Origin of the sequence: Slackia piriformis YIT 12062, assembly GCF_000296445.1 — a bacterium.
Taxonomy (GTDB): Bacteria; Actinomycetota; Coriobacteriia; order Coriobacteriales; family Eggerthellaceae; genus Slackia; species Slackia piriformis.
In genome coordinates this window covers 908493-928174 of the sequence record NZ_JH815198.1, presented here as the reverse complement: position 1 = coordinate 928174, position 19682 = coordinate 908493, and the positions used below count along the sequence as shown (strand labels likewise).

Below are 19682 nucleotides of genomic sequence, written 5' to 3'. Positions count from 1 at the left end.
CCGATGAAGGTCATTCGCGCCAAGCATGCCGGCGTTTGCTACGGCGTCGAGCGTGCTCTCGACATGGCGGTTGCCGCCATGATGGACGAAGACAACACCTATACGCTGGGGCCTTTGATTCATAATCCCAAAGTGGTTGAAGAGCTTCGCGAGCGTGGAGTCGAAGTTGCGGAAAGCGTCGACGACCTCGAAGAGGGCATCGTCGTCATCCGAAGCCACGGCGTCGAGCCCCAGGTTCTTTCGGCCTTGCGCGAAAAAGGCCTGACGGTAATCGATGCCACGTGTCCGCATGTGGCGAAAGCCCAGCGTTCTGCCGGCGAGCTGCGTAACGCGGGCGGTACGGTCATCGTCATCGGCCGCTCGGAGCACCCCGAAGTCAAGGGTTTGTGCGGCCATGCCGGGCCTCGTGCCGTCGTGGTGGCCGATGCCAGCGAGCTTCCCGACACGCTTGAAGAGCCGGTCGGCATCGTCGTCCAGACCACCGAAAGCAAAGAAAAGCTCGATGCCGTGGTGGAGGCTGTCAGGGCCCGAGGGTTCGAGCCCGAGGTGAAAAACACCATCTGCTTCGCAACGCGCCAGCGTCAGAATTCCGCGGCGGCCCTTGCCGAAGAGGTTGATGCCATTGTCGTGATCGGGGGGAAGAACTCCTCTAATACCACGCATCTGTTCAACATATGCAAGGCTCATTGCGACAGGTCTTTCTTCGTCGAATCGGCCGAAGAGCTTGATTCCTCGCTGTTCGAAGGGTGCGAAACTGTCGGAGTGACCGCCGGTGCGTCCACTCCCGACGACCAGATTCAGGCGGTTGTCGAATATCTGGAAACCTTGTAGAGCCCGCCAGCGGCGTTGTTCTCCTGGTATTATTACAGGGTTCACAAGCGTTGCATGTCGCACCACGGCAATGCGGAAGAATCAGGAGCGAATACACTATGACCGAAACAAGCTCTCAATTGCACGGCTGGACCCGCCGCAATTTTCTCAAAGCGGCCGGGGCTGCAGGCGCAATGATGCTGTTCCCTTGGCTTGCCTATGCGGCCGAGTCCGATGAACTCGATGCGAAGGCCGACGACCTGGAGGCTTCCGCCGCTGAAAAGCAGGCTCAGGCCGACGAGCTTGCTGCCAAACTTGAAACGCTGCAGACCCAGTTCAACGACGCTCTCGTCCGCTACAACACGGCGAACGACGCCCACGACGCGGCCGTTGCCGCAATGGAGGAGGCGCAGGTTCGCATCGATGAGGCAACCCAGCGCATCGCCGAATTGCAGGTTCAACTCGGCAACCGCGCCGCCGCCATCTACCGCGAAGGCGAACCCACCTTCGTCGACGTTCTGTTCGGCTCCAAGTCGTTCGACGACTTTGTGACGAACTGGGACGCCATGGAGAAGATCGGCCAGCAGGACGCAAAACTCGTCCAGGAAAGCAAAGATGCGAAGGCAGAGGCAGAAGCCGCCAAGGAAGAGTATTCCAGGCAGGAGCAGATCGCTGCCGAGGAGCTGGAGAACGCTCGCGTAGCCAAAGAAGAGCTCGAAACCGCCCAGGCGTCTTTGCAGGCTGAATATGACCAGATGAACGATGATATCGCTGCTATTCATGCTGAAATCGAGCAGGTTCGTATGGATGCAGATGCGGCTCGTGAAAAAGAAGAGGCTGCGAAAAAGGCTGCCGAACAGGCGCTTGCAAGCCAAATGGCGTCTTCTTCCGGGTCTTCCTCGGGGTCTTCGGGTGGTTCCACCTCAAGCACTCCTTCTACAAGCGTCTCTGGATGGGTCAATCCTGCTCCTGGAAAGTACATCACCAGCGGCTTCGGCTGGCGCGCCTCGATCGGCGACTATCATCAGGGCGTGGATTTGAGCTGCAAATATGAACCTGTGTATTGCATGGCGGACGGAACCGTCACTACATCCGGATGGTTCGGCACGGGCGGTCAGGCCGTCACCGTCAACCACGGCAACGGCATCGTCTCGTGGTATCTCCACGGAAGCCAGCTGCTTGTCAGCGTGGGGCAGAAGGTCTCCGCGGGCCAGCAGATTATGGTTTCCGGCAACACCGGATTTTCCACGGGCGCTCACCTGCACTTCCAGATCAACGTCAATTCCCCGAATGGCGTGACGGGGACCGCTGTTAATCCCACGGCATACTTCGGCTGGTAGGCTGGTACATACATGCAGTTCAAGGCGGCCCGTCGGGGCCGTCTTTTCTATGGCGCCGCGGTGCCGATAAGGAGGACCATGACACCGAAACCGATTCATGAATATCCTGGCGACCCCGCTCGTCCTGTCGCATGCATCCTCGAGGTCGAAGAGGGCTCTCCCGCCGACGATGCGGGCTTTACGCCCGGATGCCTCATCACCGAGGTGAACGGCCATATTCTTCGCGACGTCTTGGATTGGCAATGGTATTCCGCAGAAGACGAGGTGGAGCTTTCCTACGTCGACACCGAAGGCGACAGCGGCACGGTCGTGCTCGAGCGCGAAGAGGGAGAGAGCTGGGGAATCACTTTCGACGGAGCCGTCTTCGATGGCATCCGCACCTGTCGAAATGCCTGCGTGTTCTGCTTCATGCGCCAGCTTCCGGAGGATGCTCGCGGATCGCTGGTTCTGCGCGACGACGATTGGCGTCTGAGCTTTCTCCAGGGCAATTTCGTCACGCTCACGAATCTCAGCGACGAGGATGCGCAGACCATCATCGAGAGGAACATCTCGCCTCTGCGCGTGTCGTTGCACGCGTCGGATCCCGATGTCCGCAGGAAGATGATCGGCAAGCATGCGCCTCATGGCGTCGCCATGCTCGAGCGTTTGCTCGAAGGAGGGGTTCGCGTGCATGCGCAGATCGTCTTATGCCCCGGAATCAACGACGGCAACGAGCTGAAGAAGACGCTCGCTTGGGCGTATATGCATCCCGGGATAGAGAACGTGGGCATTGTTCCGCTCGGCTTCACAAAGCATCAGGCCCGTTTCGACAGGAGCTACAATGAGCCCGAAGACGCCCTGGCAGTAGTGGAGGCCGTCGAGCCGTTCCAGCGCTACGCGCTCGCCGAGCGCGGCTATCCGTGGGTATATCTGGCCGACGAGTTCTACTGCAACGCTTATCCTGGAGACGTTTTGCGCCATCTTCCTCCAGCGAGCCACTACGGCGATTTCTCTATGTTCGAAGACGGCATCGGTATCGTTCGCTCGCAGGTGATGGAGTGGCAGGACTGTTCCGATGAGATAGAGCATCTTGCCCGGGTTCTCGACGAAGAAGATGCGCGCGTGTATTACGTGCTCGGCGAAGCCCAGAGAGACTGCATGGCGGCTCTTTTCGACGAAAGCCCCCTGAAGGGCAGGCTGGTTGCCCTGTTGGTTCGAAACGAGCATTTCGGAGGCAACGTCGATGTGACCGGCCTTTTGTGCGGCGGCGATGTGGCGCGCGCGATCCGAGGGGTTTCCGCGCACGACTTCGTCGTGCTTCCCAGGATTATGTTCAACGCCGACGGCTACACGCTTGATGATATGACGGTGGATGATATTCGCGACACCGCGGGCATTCCCGTTACCGTGGTATCCTGTAGCGTGCCTGAGTATTTGAAAGAGATAGAAGAGCTCGTGGCGGGCTAGGCCGCGTTGCCGAGTTTTTCATCGTGTTCGAAAAAACGATAGAAGAGATATAGAGGAATCAACCATGGCTTTACCTATTGTCGCCGTAGTCGGCCGACCGAATGTGGGCAAATCCACGTTCGTCAACCGCATCGCGGGTGCGCAGGACGCAATCGTGCACGAAATGCGCGGCGTAACGCGCGACCGCTCCTACCATGAGGCGGATTGGAATGGCGTTCACTTCACGCTGATCGATACGGGCGGTATCGAAATGGGCAACGAGGACGCTTTCCAGAAGTCCATCCGCGACCAGGCCATCATGGCGACCGAGGAAGCGGACGCCATCGTGTTTCTGGTCGATGGAAAAACCGGATCGTCTCCCGATGACTTGGAGGTCGCTCGCATCCTGAAGCGCAGCGGCAAGCCCGTTATGCTCGCCGTCAACAAGATGGACGCTCCTGGTAAAGAAGACGGGATTTGGGAGTTTTACAGCCTGGGTCTTGGTGACCCGTGGCCCATTTCGTCGGTGCATGGGCATGGGACGGGCGACCTTCTCGACGAGATTGTCAGCCATATCAAAGATATCGAGGTGGAGGAGGAAGAGGAGGTCGACTCCATCAACGTCGCCATCATCGGTCGTCCCAATGCGGGGAAGAGCTCGTTGACCAATAGGCTCATCGGTCGCGACAGGACCATCGTAAGCGACGTTGCGGGTACGACTCGCGATGCCGTCGACACGGTGGTCGAACACGACGGTAAGCTCTACACCATCGTCGATACGGCGGGTCTGCGCAAGAGGACCAAAATCGACGAAGACGTCGAGTATTACAGCTTCGTTCGCGCCATGCGCGCTATCGACCGCGCCGATGTGGCCATACTTGTGATCGATGCGACGCTCGGTTTGACCGACCAAGACCAGCGTGTTGCCGGCTTCGCGGCCGAGCGCGGCTGCGCCATGGTGGTGCTCATGAACAAACGAGACATCGTCGAAAGCGGCGAGGCGCTTGACGAGCTGCGCGAGACGATCAACGACCGTCTGGTGTTCGTTAACTATGCACCGGTCATCAGCATCTCCGCGCTGACCGGCAAAGGCGTTCTGCGCATCTGGGACGCCGTTGATACGGTCTATGAGAACTTCTCGAGCCAGGTTTCCACGAGCAAGCTCAACGCGTGGCTGCAAGGCATTCGCGAATTCGGGCATACGGTATCCAAGGGCAAGAAGGTCCTGAAGATGAAATACGTCACCCAGACGTGCACCTGCCCTCCCGAGTTTACGTTCTTCTGCAATCACCCCGAGCTCATCAACGACAATTACGAGCGATTCCTGGAAAATCGTCTGCGCCAGTCGTTCGATCTGACGGGAACCCCCGTTCGTTTCAAGTTCAAGAGGAAGGACTAACCCGCGGTGCTGTACGTTGCGGTCGCTTTAGGAGTCTTTGCGGTTGCGTTTTTGCTCGGATCGATTCCTTGGGGCGTCATCATATCCAAAGCGGTCTATCACACCGACATCCGCGAGCATGGCTCGGGAAACATCGGAACGACCAACGCCATGCGCACCATGGGCAAAGCGGGCGGCGTAGCCGTTTTCCTGCTCGATTTCGGAAAAGGCCTGGCGTCCGGCGCCTTGGCCATGGCGGCGGCGAATTTGCTGCTTCCCAACGCGGGCCTTGCGGCCGATGCCCTGGTAAGTCGCAACCTCTTGCTCGCCATTTCCGCCATGGGCTGCACCTGGGGGCATATCTTCAGCCCGTGGCTCGGTTTCCACGGCGGGAAGGGAATCGCGGTGGCCATCGGCGCACTGTGCTTTACCTTCGGTCCTGTGGGAGCGGTCGTGGAGGTCTTTGTCATCTTTGCCCCGCTTGTTCTTATCACGCGCTACGTTTCGGTGGGCTCCATCGCCTCGGCTGCGCTCTGCCCGGTCATCGCGGCGGTGCTGTTCTGGGGCGAATGGCCTGTCATCGCGATTTATGCGTTGACAGGGGGCACGGTGGTGTGGGCTCATCGTGCCAACATCGCGCGCTTGGCGGCCGGCACCGAGTCTCGCATCGGCTCCAAGAAGAAAAAGGCCGATCAGGGCGTAGAATAGATTTGTCCCGAAGGTTTCGAAGGCGTGTTTTGTAATTGCGATGCGCACAGGTTTCAGGTGTAAAGCGGCGGCATGAAGATGCCGCCGTTACCGTATAGGAGGAGGAAGCGATGAAGGTTTCGGTCATTGGCGCGGGATCGTGGGGCACGGCGCTTGCGCACCTGCTCGGCACGGCAGGCAACGATGTGATGCTTTGGGCGCGCAAGCCTGAAGTGTGCGAAGGCATCAACGCGCTGCATCGCAACCCTCGCTATCTCGTGGATTCGTCTGTCAGCGAGCGCGTGCGTGCTTCGAACGATTACGAAACGGTTCTTCGCGGCTCTCAGGCCGTGGTCATTGTGACGCCGTCGTCCATCATGCGCGACGTCGCATGCGACATACGCCCGTTCGTGAGCGAGGATACGCCGATTATCATCTGCTCGAAGGGCGTCGAGGCCGGCACCGGTCTTCTTCCCGTCCAGGTGTTCGAGCAGGAGCTCGGCAATGCGTCGCGCCTCGCCGCGCTTACGGGGCCGAATCATGCCGAGGAAGTCATCAGGGGCATTGCTTCGGGCACGGTCATCGCGTCTTCCCATCGCGATACGGCGCTGTTCTTCCAGCGGCTTTTCGCAACCGACACCTTTCGCACGTATGTAAGCGACGATGTTGTGGGCGCCGAGATATGCGCCGCCTTCAAGAACGTCATCGCCATCGCCGTAGGCGCCTCGTACGGCATCGGACTGGGGGACAACACCGCCGCTTTGATCATGACGCGCGGTCTTGCCGAGATGAGCCGCCTTGTCGAAGCGTGCGGCGGCACGGCTATGACGTGTTTGGGACTGGCCGGCGTGGGAGACCTTATAGCCACCTGTACAAGCGAGCATTCGCGCAATCGCACGTTCGGATATCGTTTGGCCACGGGAACGACGCTTGAGCAATACCGCGAGGAGACCCATATGGTCGTCGAGGGGGCGCTTGCCTGCAAGACGATCGACTTCCTTGCGAAGGCCCATCAAGTCGAGCTTCCCATCACCGAGATGGTTCGTTCCGTTTTATGGGAACAGGCCGATTTCCACGAAGCGGCGGATGCTCTTTTCGAACGGTCCTTGAAGCCCGAGTTTTACTAGTTGTGTTTATAAACTGGGAAAACGTATTTTCATATCCAGAATTATCCTAATCGGCGCCGCTTTTGCAATTCACGGTGCGAAGATAGCGCTGTACGCGTCCGCGAACGCCGATGGGTCTTTCGGCCGTTGTTGCGAAAAAAGACCGAGGAGGTTTCATGGTGACAATCGACGATGCACGATCGCTACCTTTCGCGCTGCGCCGCGATGTCGAGGCTCAGCGACGGCTCTATGCCGTGCTTTCGTCGCCGAAACGGATGTTTTATGTTCATGGCATCGTCGTGCTGTGGGACCTGCATTGCGCCAAACGGTGGATCACCAAGGAAGATTTCATAGAAACGCTTGCAACGCGCTTCGAGAACTACCTGATAGAAGGCAATCTTGGAGTTCGCGACGAATTTCTCGACAAGAATTTCTCGATTGAAGAAGAGGATTGCGCTGACGAGGAGGATCCTTTTCTGCAGGCGCGCATCGTGTTTCGAAGGTTGCATGAGACGGGCTGGTTCGAGCTTTTTAAAGACGCCGTCGAAGGCAGCCTTCGAACCACGCTGGTCGTCGGAGAGCAGGCCAGTCGTCTCGCGGAGTTCGTGGCTGCGGAGCAGCGCCATGCTCACGTCGACTCCACATCGTGCGTGCTCAATGTGCGGGTCGGGCTTGAGCATGCGCAAGGTGCGTTGAACCAGATGAGGTCCGGCTCTCGCGGGCTGGATGACGCTGTGCTGCGAAGCGTTGTAGGGCGCGAGTTGTGCGAAGCGCTGAAAAACGCCCAGGAGCGTTCCGCCGTGCTCAATGCCCGAATCAGGCGGACGTGTCACGAGTTCAAGCTTACTTCTATGAGGATCGCAGGCTGTCGTACCCAGTACGACCTGCAGCTTGTCATGGACGATTACGAACAGGGCCTTTTCGACTCGATCATGCAACCGCTGCGCATCGAGGACGGCTTCGACCGCAATGGGGACGCCATCGTGCGTATGCTCGACGCCTGGAGCGTTGATTCCGAGCTGTTGTCGCTTGTGCACGAGACGTCGCGCCTGCCGGGCATGCCCGAGGGGCTTTCGAGGCCGTTCGAATTCATCCAGGATGTGCGCTACGCCTATGCGGTCAGGGTCAGGGACGCATGGGAATACGCGCTTTCCCTCGAAAAGCGCATCACGTCCGAGATGTCGAAGAAGCACCGTATGCTTTTGGGCGGCACGTCGACGATGGCGGCGGCTTACGAACGGGCGATCATGCATATTGCGCAAAGCGACGACGCTCTTGCGGCTTGTGCGCTCGAAGCCATGCAGGACGTGCTCTTCCTTCCCGGCAAGGGGCCTTTCGACGATTCGTGCCTCTCGACGTTTAGGGCGTACGACGATGCGGAGAAGATGAATCGTGTCCGCATTGCCGATCGGGGCGATATGGCCACGGTCTGCCGCGCCGACGCCGTTGCGGAAAGCGCGTTGACGCGCGCGGGGAAGAAGATGCAGCGCATGATTGCGCGTCAGGGCTCGCTGGACGGTTCTTCGTTGCCGCTTTCGAGCCGCGCCGACCGCGTCGAGCAGATGCTGTACGTGCTTGCTGCCGATTCGAAGGATTCGACCTATGTCGTGCCTCGAATCGACGATGAAGATCGCGTGGTGTCGGACGGGCAGAACATCGCGCGCGTTCGATTCGTGGAAAGGGCTTCAAGATGAAGCGGTTCTATCAAATGGAGACGGAAAAGAAGGTCAAGACCGTCTGCGCCATGCTCATTGCGCATCGGTACCTGTGCAAGATGAAGTGGGTTTCGCAAGAAGGGCAGCGGACGAAAGACATTGCGCCGGAGTTCATGTTTTGCAAAGACCACGAAGACGAAGTGCGCGACCGTCTTGACGCCGTGGGGTACAACCTCGATTTGGATCCGCAGGGTAATTTTTACATCTGTGCGCCTCAAGACGACGTGGATGTTCGCTACGAGCGTCTTGACCGTACCGAAACTCTGTTTTTATTCGGCCTGGCCGTGACGTATGAGAACAAGCGCTCCGAAATGGGTCGTTTCGCAACGGTCGATTCCGATATGAACGAGCTTCTGAGTCTTTTGTGCGTAACGTATCGAGCGTTCGAAAAGGAGCCTTCGGTTTCCGAGGTCAGGCGGATCATGTCCCGGTTCGAGCGTGCAGGCGTTATTACGCGCAAGCGCGGCCGTTGGTCCGATTTCGACGTGGAATTCGCGATCCAGCCCGCAATTGCGCACGTCGCCGACCGCGCGACGATCGATGCGTACGAAAAGCGGTATGCTGCGGCGATCGATGCCGCAGTAATCGATGCGATGGACGATGATGCGGGAGATGACGATGACGAATAAGGGCATGCGGACGGGCATTTACGCGAGAAAGCTTCTCGTGGTGAATTGGTCGCTTCATCAGATGAAGCTGTATGAGCCGTTCAGCATCGACGGATCGGTGTTCGCCGGCGCGAACGGCTCGGGGAAATCGACGGCGTTCGATGCGTTTCTCACCGTGTTGCTGGGCAGCACCAGGCGTTCGAATTACAATCAGGCATCGAAGTCGCACAGCGCCGATACGCGCAACTTCGCCGAATACGTGGTAGGCAGGCGCAAGGGCTCCTCGCAGAAGGGCGTGCGCGAAGGGATGGATTTCACGACCCACATCGTCGCCGTATTCTGGGACTCCTTACGCGCGTCGGAGGTCACTTTCGGCATGTGCTGCGATTATCGAAGCCGCATAGGCGCGCATGCCTTGGTGCCGAATTACTATTTCTACGAGGGCGGGCTTCCTGAAAATCGCCTGGTGGAAGACGGCGAGGCGCTCAGCGTGCGCGATACCAAGATTTATCTGAAGCACCTTGAAGACCAGGGCGTCATTTCGAATGTGCATTTGTGCGAATCGAGCTCCGAATACAATAAGGGCTTTCTCGCCCGCATGGGGTTTAGCGATCCCGGGTATTTCGGCGCATTGAAAAACCTCGTAGCCATTGGCAAGGACACGCGCATCGAAGACTTCATTTATCGCTATCTATGCGACGGCCGCAGCGTGACGACCGCCGACGACATGAACAGCAACATCGACAGCTGGCAACAATGCCGCGAAGACCTCGATCGTGCGATCGAACGCCAAAGCGCTATCGGCCAGGAGCGAGAGCGTTACGCCGCATGGCGCGCATCCGAAGACGAGCGCGACATTTTCATGCGCGCCCGCATTCTGAGGCAGCGAGCAGACCTCGCCGACGAAATCGAGTCTTTGCGTAAAGAGGAAGAGGATATCGAGGCGGAGCGTTCGCGGCTCAATGCGCGCATCGCGGCTTTGGAAGCGCATGCGGACAGCATGGACAGCGAACGGCAGGCGAAGTGGGATTTGGTCAAAAACGACGATGTCCAGCGCGAACGCAGTCGCCTTGCGAAGGATATCGAGCGCATCGATGGCGAGGTCGAACGCTACGAACAGCGTTTTCGCGACGACTTTCGCATGCTCTCTGAGAACCTGGCGGTTCTGCACGAGGCGCGCCGATCGCCCGGTTTCGCGGAGCTGTCTTGTTCCGATACGGTACAGCGTTTGACATCCACCTTGGAGGACGTCATCGAGCGCGGTATGGGAGTGCTCGGCGAGGGCCCCGATGCGTTCGGCTACCTTGTCGATCTTGCCACCGAAGCGTATCAGGAGGCGCAGCGCGAGGAATTTGTGGCGCTCGACGAGCATCGAGAGGCGTCGGGCCGCCAGCTTGAAGCGATGCGAAGGAAGAAGGCCGCCGAAGCGGGGGAGGCAGTGCGCGACGCCGATGCCGACGCGCTGATCGCGTACTTGCGCGAAGAGGCGGGAATAGAGGCGACGTGTCTGTGCGATGCCATCGATATCGCCCCCGGCGAACAGGGGTGGCGTGCTGCCGTCGAGGGCATGCTCGGGCGCAGGCGGTCCGACCTTTTGGTGGCGCCCGATTCGTTCGCGCGGGCGTTTCGCGCATACGGCTCGTATCGCGGCCGCAAAACCGTGCGGCTCATCGATACGCCGGGTATCTTGAAACATGGGGAGAAGACGAAGCGTGTCGAAGGGTCTCTCGCGGCCAAGACAGTGGCGTCCGAAGGCCGCTTCGCGAAGGTTGCCACGGCGTATACCGACTGGGCGCTCGGCGATATAGCCTGCTGTGCCGACAGAGAAGGCCTACTTGCATTCATCAGGGAAAATCCTGGGAAATCGGCCGTCACGGCGAACGGGGATTGCTACCGCGGATTTGCCGTGTACGCGCTTGCCGGCCGCGATCGTCTTCGCTTCATGATCGGATCGTCTGCGCAGGAGGCGCGTCGCATCGAGGATATTCACGACGCTGAGAAGGTCATCGCGGACAACGAGAGGCTTGCGGCCGCTTTGTCGGCCCGGCAGGAGCTGTTGCGCTCCATCAAAACGGCTTGTCCCGATAAGGAGTCGCGTTTTGCACGCGGGATTGCTTCGATGGCGGAGGATTATGACAAGCTGGTTTCTGGCAGAGCGGAAGCGGAAGGCATGCGTGCGGCGCTTGCCGCCTCAGGGTCGGCCGAGTCCGCCTCCATCATGGAATCCGTGCGCGCCCTGAAAAACGAAATTGAATCCGTGCGCGCCGAATCCGCGCAATGCCAGCGTTCGCTCGGCGATGCCGACCGTCGCGCGAAGAACGCGGCGGCGCGCCGTGAGCAATGCGAGGCCGACCTCGCGAAGGTCGAAGCGGCGAATGTCGCTTTGGAAGAGGAGCACCTCGAAGAGGCTGCTTGTCGGGAATGCGCGGCCAATTCGCTCAAAGACCTCGAAGAGCGCTCGCGTGCCAAGGCTTCGGCAAGCAGGGAATGCTGGAATGCGCTCGTGGCGTTTCGCCGCGAGCGTTCGTCCGCTGTTTCGTCGGAGCAGATCGACGAAACGGACCGCGGCAACGAGGCGTGGGATCGCGAATGGTGCGCGCTCGAGACGAGCGTCATACCTGAGCGCAGGGCGCTTTTTGAGCGCATGGAGGCCGAGACCAAGGAAGGCTTCACGACGGCGATCGTGGGCGCACTGCGAAACGGCATCGTCGATGTGAGGAGGACGATTCGCGAAACGAACGCCTACTTGTCCGAGTGTCCGTTCGGCGATATCAGGTATCGCTTCGACTGCTCGAAAAACATCGATTATGCGCCGTATTACGACATGATCATGGATCCCGATTTCGACAACGCGCTCGGCGGCCTGTGGGACGACGAGTTCCATGCCAAGCACGGGGCGGTGATTGACAGCTTCTTCGACACGATCAGAGACAGCCGCTGTGCCGAGACCGAGCAGCAGCGCAGCGAGGCGCTTGCCCGCAAACGGGCGCTGCTCGACTACAAAAGCTATCTGAGCTTCGACATGAAAGAGGTGCGTCCCGACGGGAGCGAAGTGTCGTTGAAGGCGGGTTTGGGCGGCAGCTCGGGCGGCGAGCAGATGCTGCCGTTTTACGTGGTGCTTTTCGCCTCCATGGCGCATCGCTGCCGCACGAAGAAGAAGGGGCTTGACGGCAACACGCTGCGTACGGTGCTAATCGACGAAGCGTTCGAGGTGGTCGATAGCGAACGTACCGTCCAGGCTATCGAGTTGATGCAGCGTCTTGGGTTGCAGCCGATTCTGGCCACGCCGAATGAGCGTGTAGGAACTTTCGCGTCCATGACGGGAAGCGGCTTCATCCATCGAAATCTGGGCGGCGCGTTCGAGGTGTCGCGCTGGTATGATGAGGGGATGGAGGGGCTCGAATAAGATGCGGACGGCGGATCGCATGCGAGGCTCGATCGCCCGAGGCGCATCGGGAAGGGCCGCGGCTCCATGCCTCGGATTCACCGACCGGCGCTTCCGCCGCCGCGCGATTGGCTTTCGATCTTGCCGTTTTCAGCCCATGGAAATTATTTTTAAAAAAGTTTTCGAAAACGCTTGCCATGCCTGAGAGTTAGGCGTAATATACCGTTTTGCGTTTGAGGGAAACAAAGAAACGAAACAGCGAGAACGCAACGGGTTGTGGCGCAGTTTGGTAGCGCACTTGACTGGGGGTCAAGGGGTCGCAGGTTCAAATCCTGTCAACCCGACCAGCTAAATCAGCAGGTCAGAGGAGTAATCTTCTGGCCTGTTTTTTTGTGCTTTCGAGTCGCATGCGTCGGCACGCGACTAAAGAATGCTTACGCCGCCATCGTCGAACCATCCCGAAGGCCATGCCGCGGCGTTTTTGTCCATGCGAGGCTTAACGGACAAAACGTGTACCCCCGGCTACCAATCCGACCCTTTCCATTCCCTGGCGTGGAATTCCTCCCATGTCACCGCCGCGCCCCATCTCTGGACGGCCTCGTCGTTGCGGCGCATGCCGTCCGCCTTCGCGCACATGCCCGCTATGGATTCGTCGGTGGGCATCTCGGCCATGATTCTCGCCGCCGGCATCGGGCTCTCGGTGTGCATGTAGAGCCACCACGACATCGCCTTGGCCCTGTGGTCGATAGCCATGCCCCTGTGCCTGCGGAGCAGCTCTCTCAGCCTGGAGTTCATCCCCTCGATGCGGTTGTTGGTCGACGGAACGGCCCCGTCCTTCGCCAGCTCGGGGTCGAGGAACGTGAACAGGCAGCCCGAGCGGCACAGCCGCTCGAGGGTCCGCCTCGCCCTCCTGAGGCGCTGGTGCTTGAACTGGGACCTGCCGTCGACGACGGCCTTCTCGCCGAGGAACGCGTCCCATTCGGAGCACCATCTCGCGAACGAGGCGAGCCAGCGGGCCGCGTCGTCCGCGTCCTCGACCTTCAGCAGCTCCTTCGCGATGGAGTACAGCTCGGCTCCCGCCTGGAGGTTCGGCCTGGCCGTCGTGCACTGATGTGGCTGATGTGGCTATACTGTTTTGGACGGTTTCATGAGGGACGGAGGGCCCTTTGCGGAAGGAGGCTCCGATGCGCGACCCGAAGCACCCGAGGAAGTTCACCGAGGAGTTCAAGCGCCAGATCGTGGCGCTCTACGACGGCGGGAAGCCCGCCGCCGAGATCATGCGCGAGTACGATCTCGGCAGGTCGACGTTCCGGCGCTGGGTGAAGCTCGTCCACGAGACCGGCTCCACCCGCGCGGCGGACAACCGCACGCCCGAGGAGTCGAGGCTGCTCGAGCTCGAGCGCGAGAACGCGCGGCTGCGGATGGAGGTCGATGTTTTAAAACAAGCGGCGCTGATATTCGCACGAAAGTGACAGTGATAGCGGCCAACGCCCGCCGCTACCCGGTATCGGCGCAGTGCAGGATCCTGGGCGTCCCGCGCTCGACCTACTACCACATGCTCGCGCACCCGCCGCGCCCGAAGGCCCCCGACCCGATCGAGCCGGACGTGGTCGGCGCCTTCGAGGCGTCCCGCGGCGGATACGGGGCGAGGAGGCTGAAGATCGTCCTCGCGAGGTCGGGAGTCGTCGCCTCGAGGCGCAGGATATGCCGCATCATGAGGGAGAACGGCCTGGCGAGCGCGTACTCGGGACGCGCCCCGCGGGGAGGCCGCGGGCCCGCGCAGCCGCCTTCCGCGGGGAATGTGCTGGCGAGGAGGTTCGACGGCCACCCCCCGCGCACCCACCTGGCGGCCGACCTCACCTACGTCCGCGCCGGCGGCTCGTGGTGCTACGTCTGCCTCCTGGTCGACCTGTGCAACCGCGAGATAGTCGGCAGCTCGTGCGGGCGGCGCAAGGACGCGCGCCTGGTCAAGGCGGCGTTCTCGAACGTGGACTTCCCGCTAGACGAAGTCGAGATGTTCCACAGCGACGGAGGGTCGGAGTTCTGCAACGCGGAGATCGACGCGCTGCTCTCGGCCTTCGGCATCGAGAGGTCGGTCTCGCGCCCCGGCAACCCCCACGACAACGCAGTGGTCGAGTCGACGAACAGGGTGCTCAAGCGAGAGCTGGTGCGGGGGCGCCCCTTCGCCTCGGAGGAGCATCTGAGGACCGAGCTGTTCGACTGGGTAAACTGGTACAACAACTGCAGGCTGCACTCGACGCTGGGCTACATGACCCCGGTCGGGTTCAGGGAGGCGGGCCTGAGTCTCTGACCGGATCGCCCAAAAAGATGTTGCCACATCAGCCACATCAGCCACATCAGCCACATCAGCCACATCAGCCACATCAGTGGCCTTTCATTTTGCCCCCGCACACGGGGCATGACATCCTACCCATGCGGGAATTGAGCCACGGGGCGGGATTTTCCGCCGCCGACCTGCGGCGTCAAGGGGAATCGGGGCACACGTTCTGTCCGCGTGCGGAGTTCGGTGCCGTCAACTCCGAAAGGGCGATCGGCTGGCCTGTTCAGGCGAAACGACGCGATTTGGGGTACACGTTTTGTCCGCTATGCCAAAAGATCGCCTTGACCCGATGGGGCAAAGAAAGGCCGCGGTGGTGGCGCAGCATGTCTCTAAGGCGGGCGTTCACGCTCTCGACGGCGTTGTTGGTGGAAGGCCACGCGCCGCCATGCTCTCGGCCCATTTCGACAAAGGCGAACAGCGTGCCGTCTCTGACAAGCTTGTTGAGGATGCGCCTGGCCTTGCGCAGGCGCTCGTGCGTGTAGGCCTTCTTGCCGTCTTTGAGCGTGAACTCCCTGAGGAAGGACCCCATCTTGTGCACCATGCACTGTATTCCAAAAGCCATGCGGTGGCGGCTTCGGCGTCTTTGGCCTCCGAGAGCTTGTTGGCGATGCCTAAAAGCTCGATTCCGGCTTCCAGCCTGGGCCTTGGCGTCGTGCATCGCTTCACCTGGTTGGCTACGTGGAACGTGCGGCGCTGAACGCGGGTTGTCGGCCAGATGGCTTTCGCCGCTTTGGAAAAGCCGGAAGAGCCGTCGGTGACGACCATCTTGGGAGGCGGGATCCTGAGCATGGGCGCCGCCCATGCCGACGCCGACTCTGTTCGGGCGAGATGCCATCCGATCACGCATCCGTCAGCGACCGCTATGAGCACGACCGCCTTCCTGCGCAGCCAGATGCCATCCAAATGCACCACGTCATGGACCTCTCCGGTGAAAGGCGCTATAGGCCAAAGCCTCCATGCCCAAGAGGTCTTGCGCCAAAACGTCGCTCTGCTCGTCGGAAGGTCGGCCACCGCGTCTTTGGAAAACAGCCATCGCAGAAACGTTTCTAGCGTCTTGGCTCTGCGGTCTATTCTGCGCACGCTCGAGGCTCCGCACTTCGGGCAGCGCCAACGCCTCGTTCCCGCCTTCGTCGTTCCGTTGCCCTTCATCTTGGAGTTGCAGACCGGGCATTTTGGATTATTCACACCTGTATCCTGTCTTTCGGCAACTTTTCGTTGGAAAAAGCTTGCCTGAACAGGCGCGTCAAGGGGAAATCAGACACGCTTTCTGAAACACCAGGGAGTCGGTTGAAGACAACTTCAGAGGGCAGTTCATAACAGGTGAGCAGGCATTATTGGGTCATTTTGGCCACACTTTCTGAAACATAACCCTCGAAATCCTGGTATTTTGCGGATCGTCGTGCGACAATGGCACGGTAAGTGAGGGAGATCGAAGGCAGGGCGCATGACATTCAGCGAACTCATAGCGGTCTATTTGTTCCTCGGCGGCACGGCTGCCGGGGCGTATGCCGTGCTGGCTTCGCTGGATACCTGCGAAGCCGTTCGAGCGCGCTATGGCAATGCGGGCGGCGGTCGCCGCACCGAAGGACGTCTGTGCGAATCCTCGTATCGGCGAATGCAACGCATCGTGTACGGGGCGTCGCTCGCTATGATGGCGGTCGGCGTGCTGTGCCTGATAGCGGACCTCGGAAGGCCGGACGCCTTCTACTATTTGATGATCTATCCGACGGGCAGCCTGGTCTCTATCGGCGCGTTGGCGCTGTCGTTGCTGATTGGATGCCTGGTCGCGGGTTTTTGCGATGCGGCGTTTACATTGGGCGAACGGGCAGGGAGCGCATTGCTTGCGGCGAAGGCGGCGGGCGTCCCCGTCGCCTTCGCCGTCATGACCTATACGGGCATGCTGCTTGAAAGCGCGGTGGCCGTAAAGCTCTGGCAGACGCCATGGCTCCCCGTGCTTTTCATGCTGTCGGCGCTTTCGTGCGGATGCGTCGTTGTGCTGCTTGGCATGTGCCTGTGCGAGGATCGGCGGGCGGTGACGCGATGGGAATCACGGCTCGTCCGCTTCGATTTCCTCGTCGTGCTGCTCGAGACCGCCGTCGCGGCGCTGTTGTTCGCGGATCTGGCGAGGGTCGCAGACGCTTCGACGCTGCACGAGGTGCTAGCGGGCGAGCATGCGTCTATGTTTTGGCTCGGGTTCGTTTCGTGTTCCCTGCTTCTTCCCTTGAGCGCCGAAGCGTTCTCCATGGCTGGAAGAAGAAGATTGCGTCCGTCTTCGCTGGCGCTTGTTTCTGCGTGCGTGCTGGCGGGCGGTTTGTGTTTGAGGATAGTTATGGTGGCTGCCGGCGTGCAGCCTGTTGTGTGAGCGAGATAGACGACGCGTGAAGGCGACAAAGGAAACACCGATATTCGAATTCGACGAGAGCAGCGACTTGCCGCTGTGGGTTCAGCTGCGCAACAGGATGGCCTATCTCATAACGTCGGGTTTTTACAAGCCGGGCGACAAATTGCCTACGGTCAGGAAGTATGCTGCGGACCTGCGCATTGCCTACAATACGGTAAGCAAGGCCTACATGGGGCTCGAGCGGGACGGCTTCGTGACGACCGTGCGGGGCAGCGGCGTGTTCGTGAGCGATTCCGAGAAAGTCCGAGAAGGGGACGGCCGGACTGCCGCCCTCGTCGACGACTTCGTGAAAAGCTGCTTGGAAGAAGGAATGGCTCTTGATGACATTCCCAGACTGGTGACCGCGTGCGTTCGAAGGATGGAGAGGGAGCATGAGAAGCAGAAATAGCGGCGGAGAGGCCGTGTCGGGGCAGAAGGATACGCATCGCAGGTCGGAAATGGAGTTCGGCGTCGCCGCCGACGCCTATCGTTCCGATCCCACGAAAAAGGCGACGCGCAACGGGGCGGTCATGGTAACCGTCGTGCTTACGGTCGTCGCGTTCGCTTCGGCCTTGGGCGCGTCCGCGGCCGTCGTCGGCAAATTGACCCTGACGGGAATTCTGCTGTCGGCGGCAATCGGGCTCGCTGCGTTGTCGTCGGTGCACGTGTGCATGGATTGGGAGCGCGTCGTCGTGATGCGGCTTGGGCGTTTCGACCGCCTTGCCGGCCCTGGCCTGTTCTTCACCGTTCCGCTGCTGGAGTTCTGCACGCTGCGCGTCGACCAGCGCATGAACGTGACGCCGTTCGGCGCCGAAGAAGCCCTGACGAGCGACTTGGTTCCCTTGGACGTCGATGCCGTTTTGTTCTGGGTGGTGTGGGATCCCGAAAAAGCCTGCATGGAGGTCGAGGACTATCATTTCGCCGTTGCGCTGTCGGCGCAAACCGCGCTGCGCGATGCGATCGGCCGCGCCTCGCTGTCGAACGTGGTAATGCGCAGGCACCAGCTTGATCAGGAGATTCGCGAAGCAGTCGAAGAGAAGGTGTCGAATTGGGGCATTTCCATCGTATCGGTCGAGGTGCGAGACCTGATCGTTCCGAAAGACCTGCAAGGGGTCATGTCGCTCGAGGCGCAGGCGGAATGCCGCAGGAGCGCGCGCATCACGCTCATGGAGGCCGAGCGTGATGTGTCCGAAATTCTCGACGAGGTCGCGCAAACGTACAGCCACGACGAGGTCGCGCTCGCATTGCGCAAGATGCACTTGACGTACGAAGGCATGCAGGACAACGGCGGTGGCACGCTGGTGGTGCCGAGCGCGTATAGCGAAGGCTTCAACGTGCGGGCGGACGAGGCGAAGGCGAAGTAGCGCGTCCGTGCGGCGCGCGGCGGGGCTTCGGTGCGGAACGCTCAAGCGAACGTGCTCCTTCTTTTCGCTCGTTTCGGCGTTCTGACGGGTAGGCTCTGCTGTCGATGATTATTCGCGAAATAGAATAATCGGATAATCAAATTGTCGTGCGACACTATTGATTGTCGCACGATAATTTTGCTATAGTCGCCGTTGGAGATTTCAGCTGATTTTCGACAAATGAAAGAGTCGTCTGATACGTGTCGATCGATTCGTCGAGACTGGCATCGCATCGGTCGGACGCAGGGCATGCAGACGAGACGTGCTCTGCGGGAGGTGCGCCTCGATACGAGGCGAATGAAAAAGGAGGAGGGGAACATGGGATTCGAGTCTCTGTTCGCATTCACCGTGCTAGGAGGCATGGCTGCAGGCGCGTATGTGTTCGAAACCTGTTTCGCGCGCACGCGTTCGGGCGACCGCCCGTGGCTCATGCCCTTGGTCGTCGTGGTGCTGTTTGCCGTTGGCATGCTCGCCGCTTCTACGCATGTGCAGAGCATTTCGCGCGCTATAGGTTCGCTGATCGACGGGACCGTAAACTTGGGGTCCGGCATGGTGCGCGAGGTCGTCGTATCGGGCATTTTCTTCGTGCTGGCGCTTGCCGACGCGGGCTTTGCGTTCGCGAAGAAGGACAGCCCGTTCGCCCTGCGCGCGGTTACGGCCGTCGCCGCCGCGGCATGCATGGTACTGATGGGCACCGCGTACATCGACGTGCTCGGCAATCCGGTGTGGACGAACGCCCCGGCTACCGTGCTGAGCTTCGTCGCCGGCGACTTGGCCATGGGCTTGGGTTTGTGCTCTGCGCTCGGCGTCGCAGATCTTTCCGAAAAACGCATCGCCTGCGTCATGGTCGCCGTCGATGTGATGCTCGCTATCGGTTTGGCTCTTGAAATCGCTGCATTCGTTGCTGCCGGCGTAAGCCCGGCCATGCAGGTCGCGGGTTTGGCCATCGCTCCGGTCGCGGGCGCCGCGCTCACGCTGTGCGCTTCCAAATTCGCAAACAAACAAGCGCTTGCCATTGCCGTATGCGCTGTTTTGATTATCGGCGTCGCTGTCGCCCGTTACGCGTTTTACGCGACGTGCGCGCTGTAGGGAATCAAAGGGGGA

16 protein-coding genes, 1 tRNA gene and 1 pseudogene are annotated in these 19682 nt (G+C 60.2%); 15 read left to right on the top strand and 3 right to left on the bottom strand.

The genetic code is table 11. The features are described 5' to 3' along the window. Positions 1–3: 3 nt before the first annotated feature. From ispH to HMPREF9451_RS04050, 10 genes are all read left to right on the top strand, one after another. Positions 4–831: a 4-hydroxy-3-methylbut-2-enyl diphosphate reductase gene (ispH, locus tag HMPREF9451_RS04100; RefSeq protein WP_009139043.1), complete on the top strand. Its 828-nt coding sequence runs from the start codon at positions 4–6 to the stop codon at positions 829–831. Positions 832–929: 98 nt separating this feature from the next. After that, positions 930–2150 (top strand): murein hydrolase activator EnvC family protein, encoded by a 1221-nt coding sequence (locus tag HMPREF9451_RS04095; RefSeq protein ID WP_009139042.1) that lies wholly within the window; start codon positions 930–932, stop codon positions 2148–2150. Between the two features lie 78 nt (positions 2151–2228). Beyond that, positions 2229–3596, top strand: a complete 1368-nt coding sequence (locus HMPREF9451_RS04090) for a DUF512 domain-containing protein (RefSeq protein WP_009139041.1) — start codon at positions 2229–2231, stop codon at positions 3594–3596. A gap of 64 nt (positions 3597–3660) precedes the next feature. Continuing rightward, positions 3661–4974, top strand: coding sequence for a ribosome biogenesis GTPase Der (gene der, locus HMPREF9451_RS04085; RefSeq protein ID WP_009139040.1), 1314 nt, complete (start codon positions 3661–3663; stop codon positions 4972–4974). A gap of 6 nt (positions 4975–4980) precedes the next feature. Then, positions 4981–5661, top strand: coding sequence for a glycerol-3-phosphate acyltransferase (locus HMPREF9451_RS04080; protein WP_009139039.1), 681 nt, complete (start codon positions 4981–4983; stop codon positions 5659–5661). Between the two features lie 110 nt (positions 5662–5771). After that, positions 5772–6767, top strand: a complete 996-nt coding sequence (locus tag HMPREF9451_RS04075; protein ID WP_009139038.1) for an NAD(P)H-dependent glycerol-3-phosphate dehydrogenase — start codon at positions 5772–5774, stop codon at positions 6765–6767. A gap of 155 nt (positions 6768–6922) precedes the next feature. Beyond that, positions 6923–8440, top strand: a complete 1518-nt coding sequence (locus tag HMPREF9451_RS04070) for a Wadjet anti-phage system protein JetA family protein (protein ID WP_009139037.1) — start codon at positions 6923–6925, stop codon at positions 8438–8440. Next, positions 8437–9090: a DUF4194 domain-containing protein gene (locus HMPREF9451_RS04065; RefSeq protein ID WP_009139036.1), complete on the top strand. Its 654-nt coding sequence runs from the start codon at positions 8437–8439 to the stop codon at positions 9088–9090. The genes HMPREF9451_RS04070 and HMPREF9451_RS04065 overlap by 4 nt, the downstream gene beginning before the upstream one ends. Further along, positions 9080–12475 (top strand): SbcC/MukB-like Walker B domain-containing protein, encoded by a 3396-nt coding sequence (locus HMPREF9451_RS04060; protein ID WP_009139035.1) that lies wholly within the window; start codon positions 9080–9082, stop codon positions 12473–12475. Before HMPREF9451_RS04065 ends, HMPREF9451_RS04060 begins: the two co-directional genes overlap by 11 nt. A gap of 249 nt (positions 12476–12724) precedes the next feature. Beyond that, a tRNA-Pro gene (locus tag HMPREF9451_RS04050) sits at positions 12725–12801 on the top strand. A 175-nt stretch (positions 12802–12976) separates the two neighbouring features. Here HMPREF9451_RS04050 and HMPREF9451_RS09390 read toward each other — a convergent pair. Then, positions 12977–13207: a hypothetical protein gene (locus HMPREF9451_RS09390; RefSeq protein ID WP_009139034.1), complete on the bottom strand. Its 231-nt coding sequence runs from the start codon at positions 13205–13207 to the stop codon at positions 12977–12979. Positions 13208–13638: 431 nt separating this feature from the next. On the opposite strand from HMPREF9451_RS09390, the gene HMPREF9451_RS04035 reads away from it, so the two are divergent. Further along, positions 13639–14765, top strand: a protein-coding gene (locus tag HMPREF9451_RS04035) for an IS3 family transposase (RefSeq protein ID WP_392391631.1) whose coding sequence is annotated in 2 segments (ribosomal slippage) — positions 13639–13897 and positions 13897–14765 — 1128 coding nt in all. Because the reading frame shifts where the segments join, the coding sequence is not laid out codon by codon here. A 253-nt stretch (positions 14766–15018) separates the two neighbouring features. On the opposite strand, the gene HMPREF9451_RS09810 is transcribed toward HMPREF9451_RS04035, so the two are convergent. Beyond that, entirely contained in the window at positions 15019–15357 is a 339-nt protein-coding gene (locus HMPREF9451_RS09810) for a hypothetical protein (protein ID WP_148508504.1), read from the bottom strand. A gap of 527 nt (positions 15358–15884) precedes the next feature. Then, a pseudogene (locus HMPREF9451_RS10285) lies at positions 15885–15980 on the bottom strand (IS1/IS1595 family N-terminal zinc-binding domain-containing protein); the annotation flags it as partial. Between the two features lie 259 nt (positions 15981–16239). Here HMPREF9451_RS10285 and nrfD point away from each other — a divergent pair. The 4 genes from nrfD to HMPREF9451_RS04005 all read left to right on the top strand — a co-directional run bounded on the left by nrfD (position 16240) and on the right by HMPREF9451_RS04005 (position 19667). Next, positions 16240–17157 (top strand): NrfD/PsrC family molybdoenzyme membrane anchor subunit, encoded by a 918-nt coding sequence (nrfD, locus tag HMPREF9451_RS04020; RefSeq protein ID WP_009139031.1) that lies wholly within the window; start codon positions 16240–16242, stop codon positions 17155–17157. Between the two features lie 16 nt (positions 17158–17173). Beyond that, the gene (locus tag HMPREF9451_RS04015; protein WP_009139030.1) at positions 17174–17584 is read left to right on the top strand and encodes a GntR family transcriptional regulator; all 411 of its coding nucleotides are present in this window, start codon (positions 17174–17176) and stop codon (positions 17582–17584) included. After that, positions 17568–18539 carry a slipin family protein gene (locus HMPREF9451_RS04010; RefSeq protein WP_009139029.1) on the top strand — a complete coding sequence of 324 codons (972 nt, stop codon included), beginning with the start codon at positions 17568–17570 and terminating at the stop codon, positions 18537–18539. Before HMPREF9451_RS04015 ends, HMPREF9451_RS04010 begins: the two co-directional genes overlap by 17 nt. A gap of 357 nt (positions 18540–18896) precedes the next feature. Next, the gene (locus HMPREF9451_RS04005) at positions 18897–19667 is read left to right on the top strand and encodes a DmsC/YnfH family molybdoenzyme membrane anchor subunit (RefSeq protein WP_009139028.1); all 771 of its coding nucleotides are present in this window, start codon (positions 18897–18899) and stop codon (positions 19665–19667) included. Positions 19668–19682 lie beyond the last annotated feature (15 nt).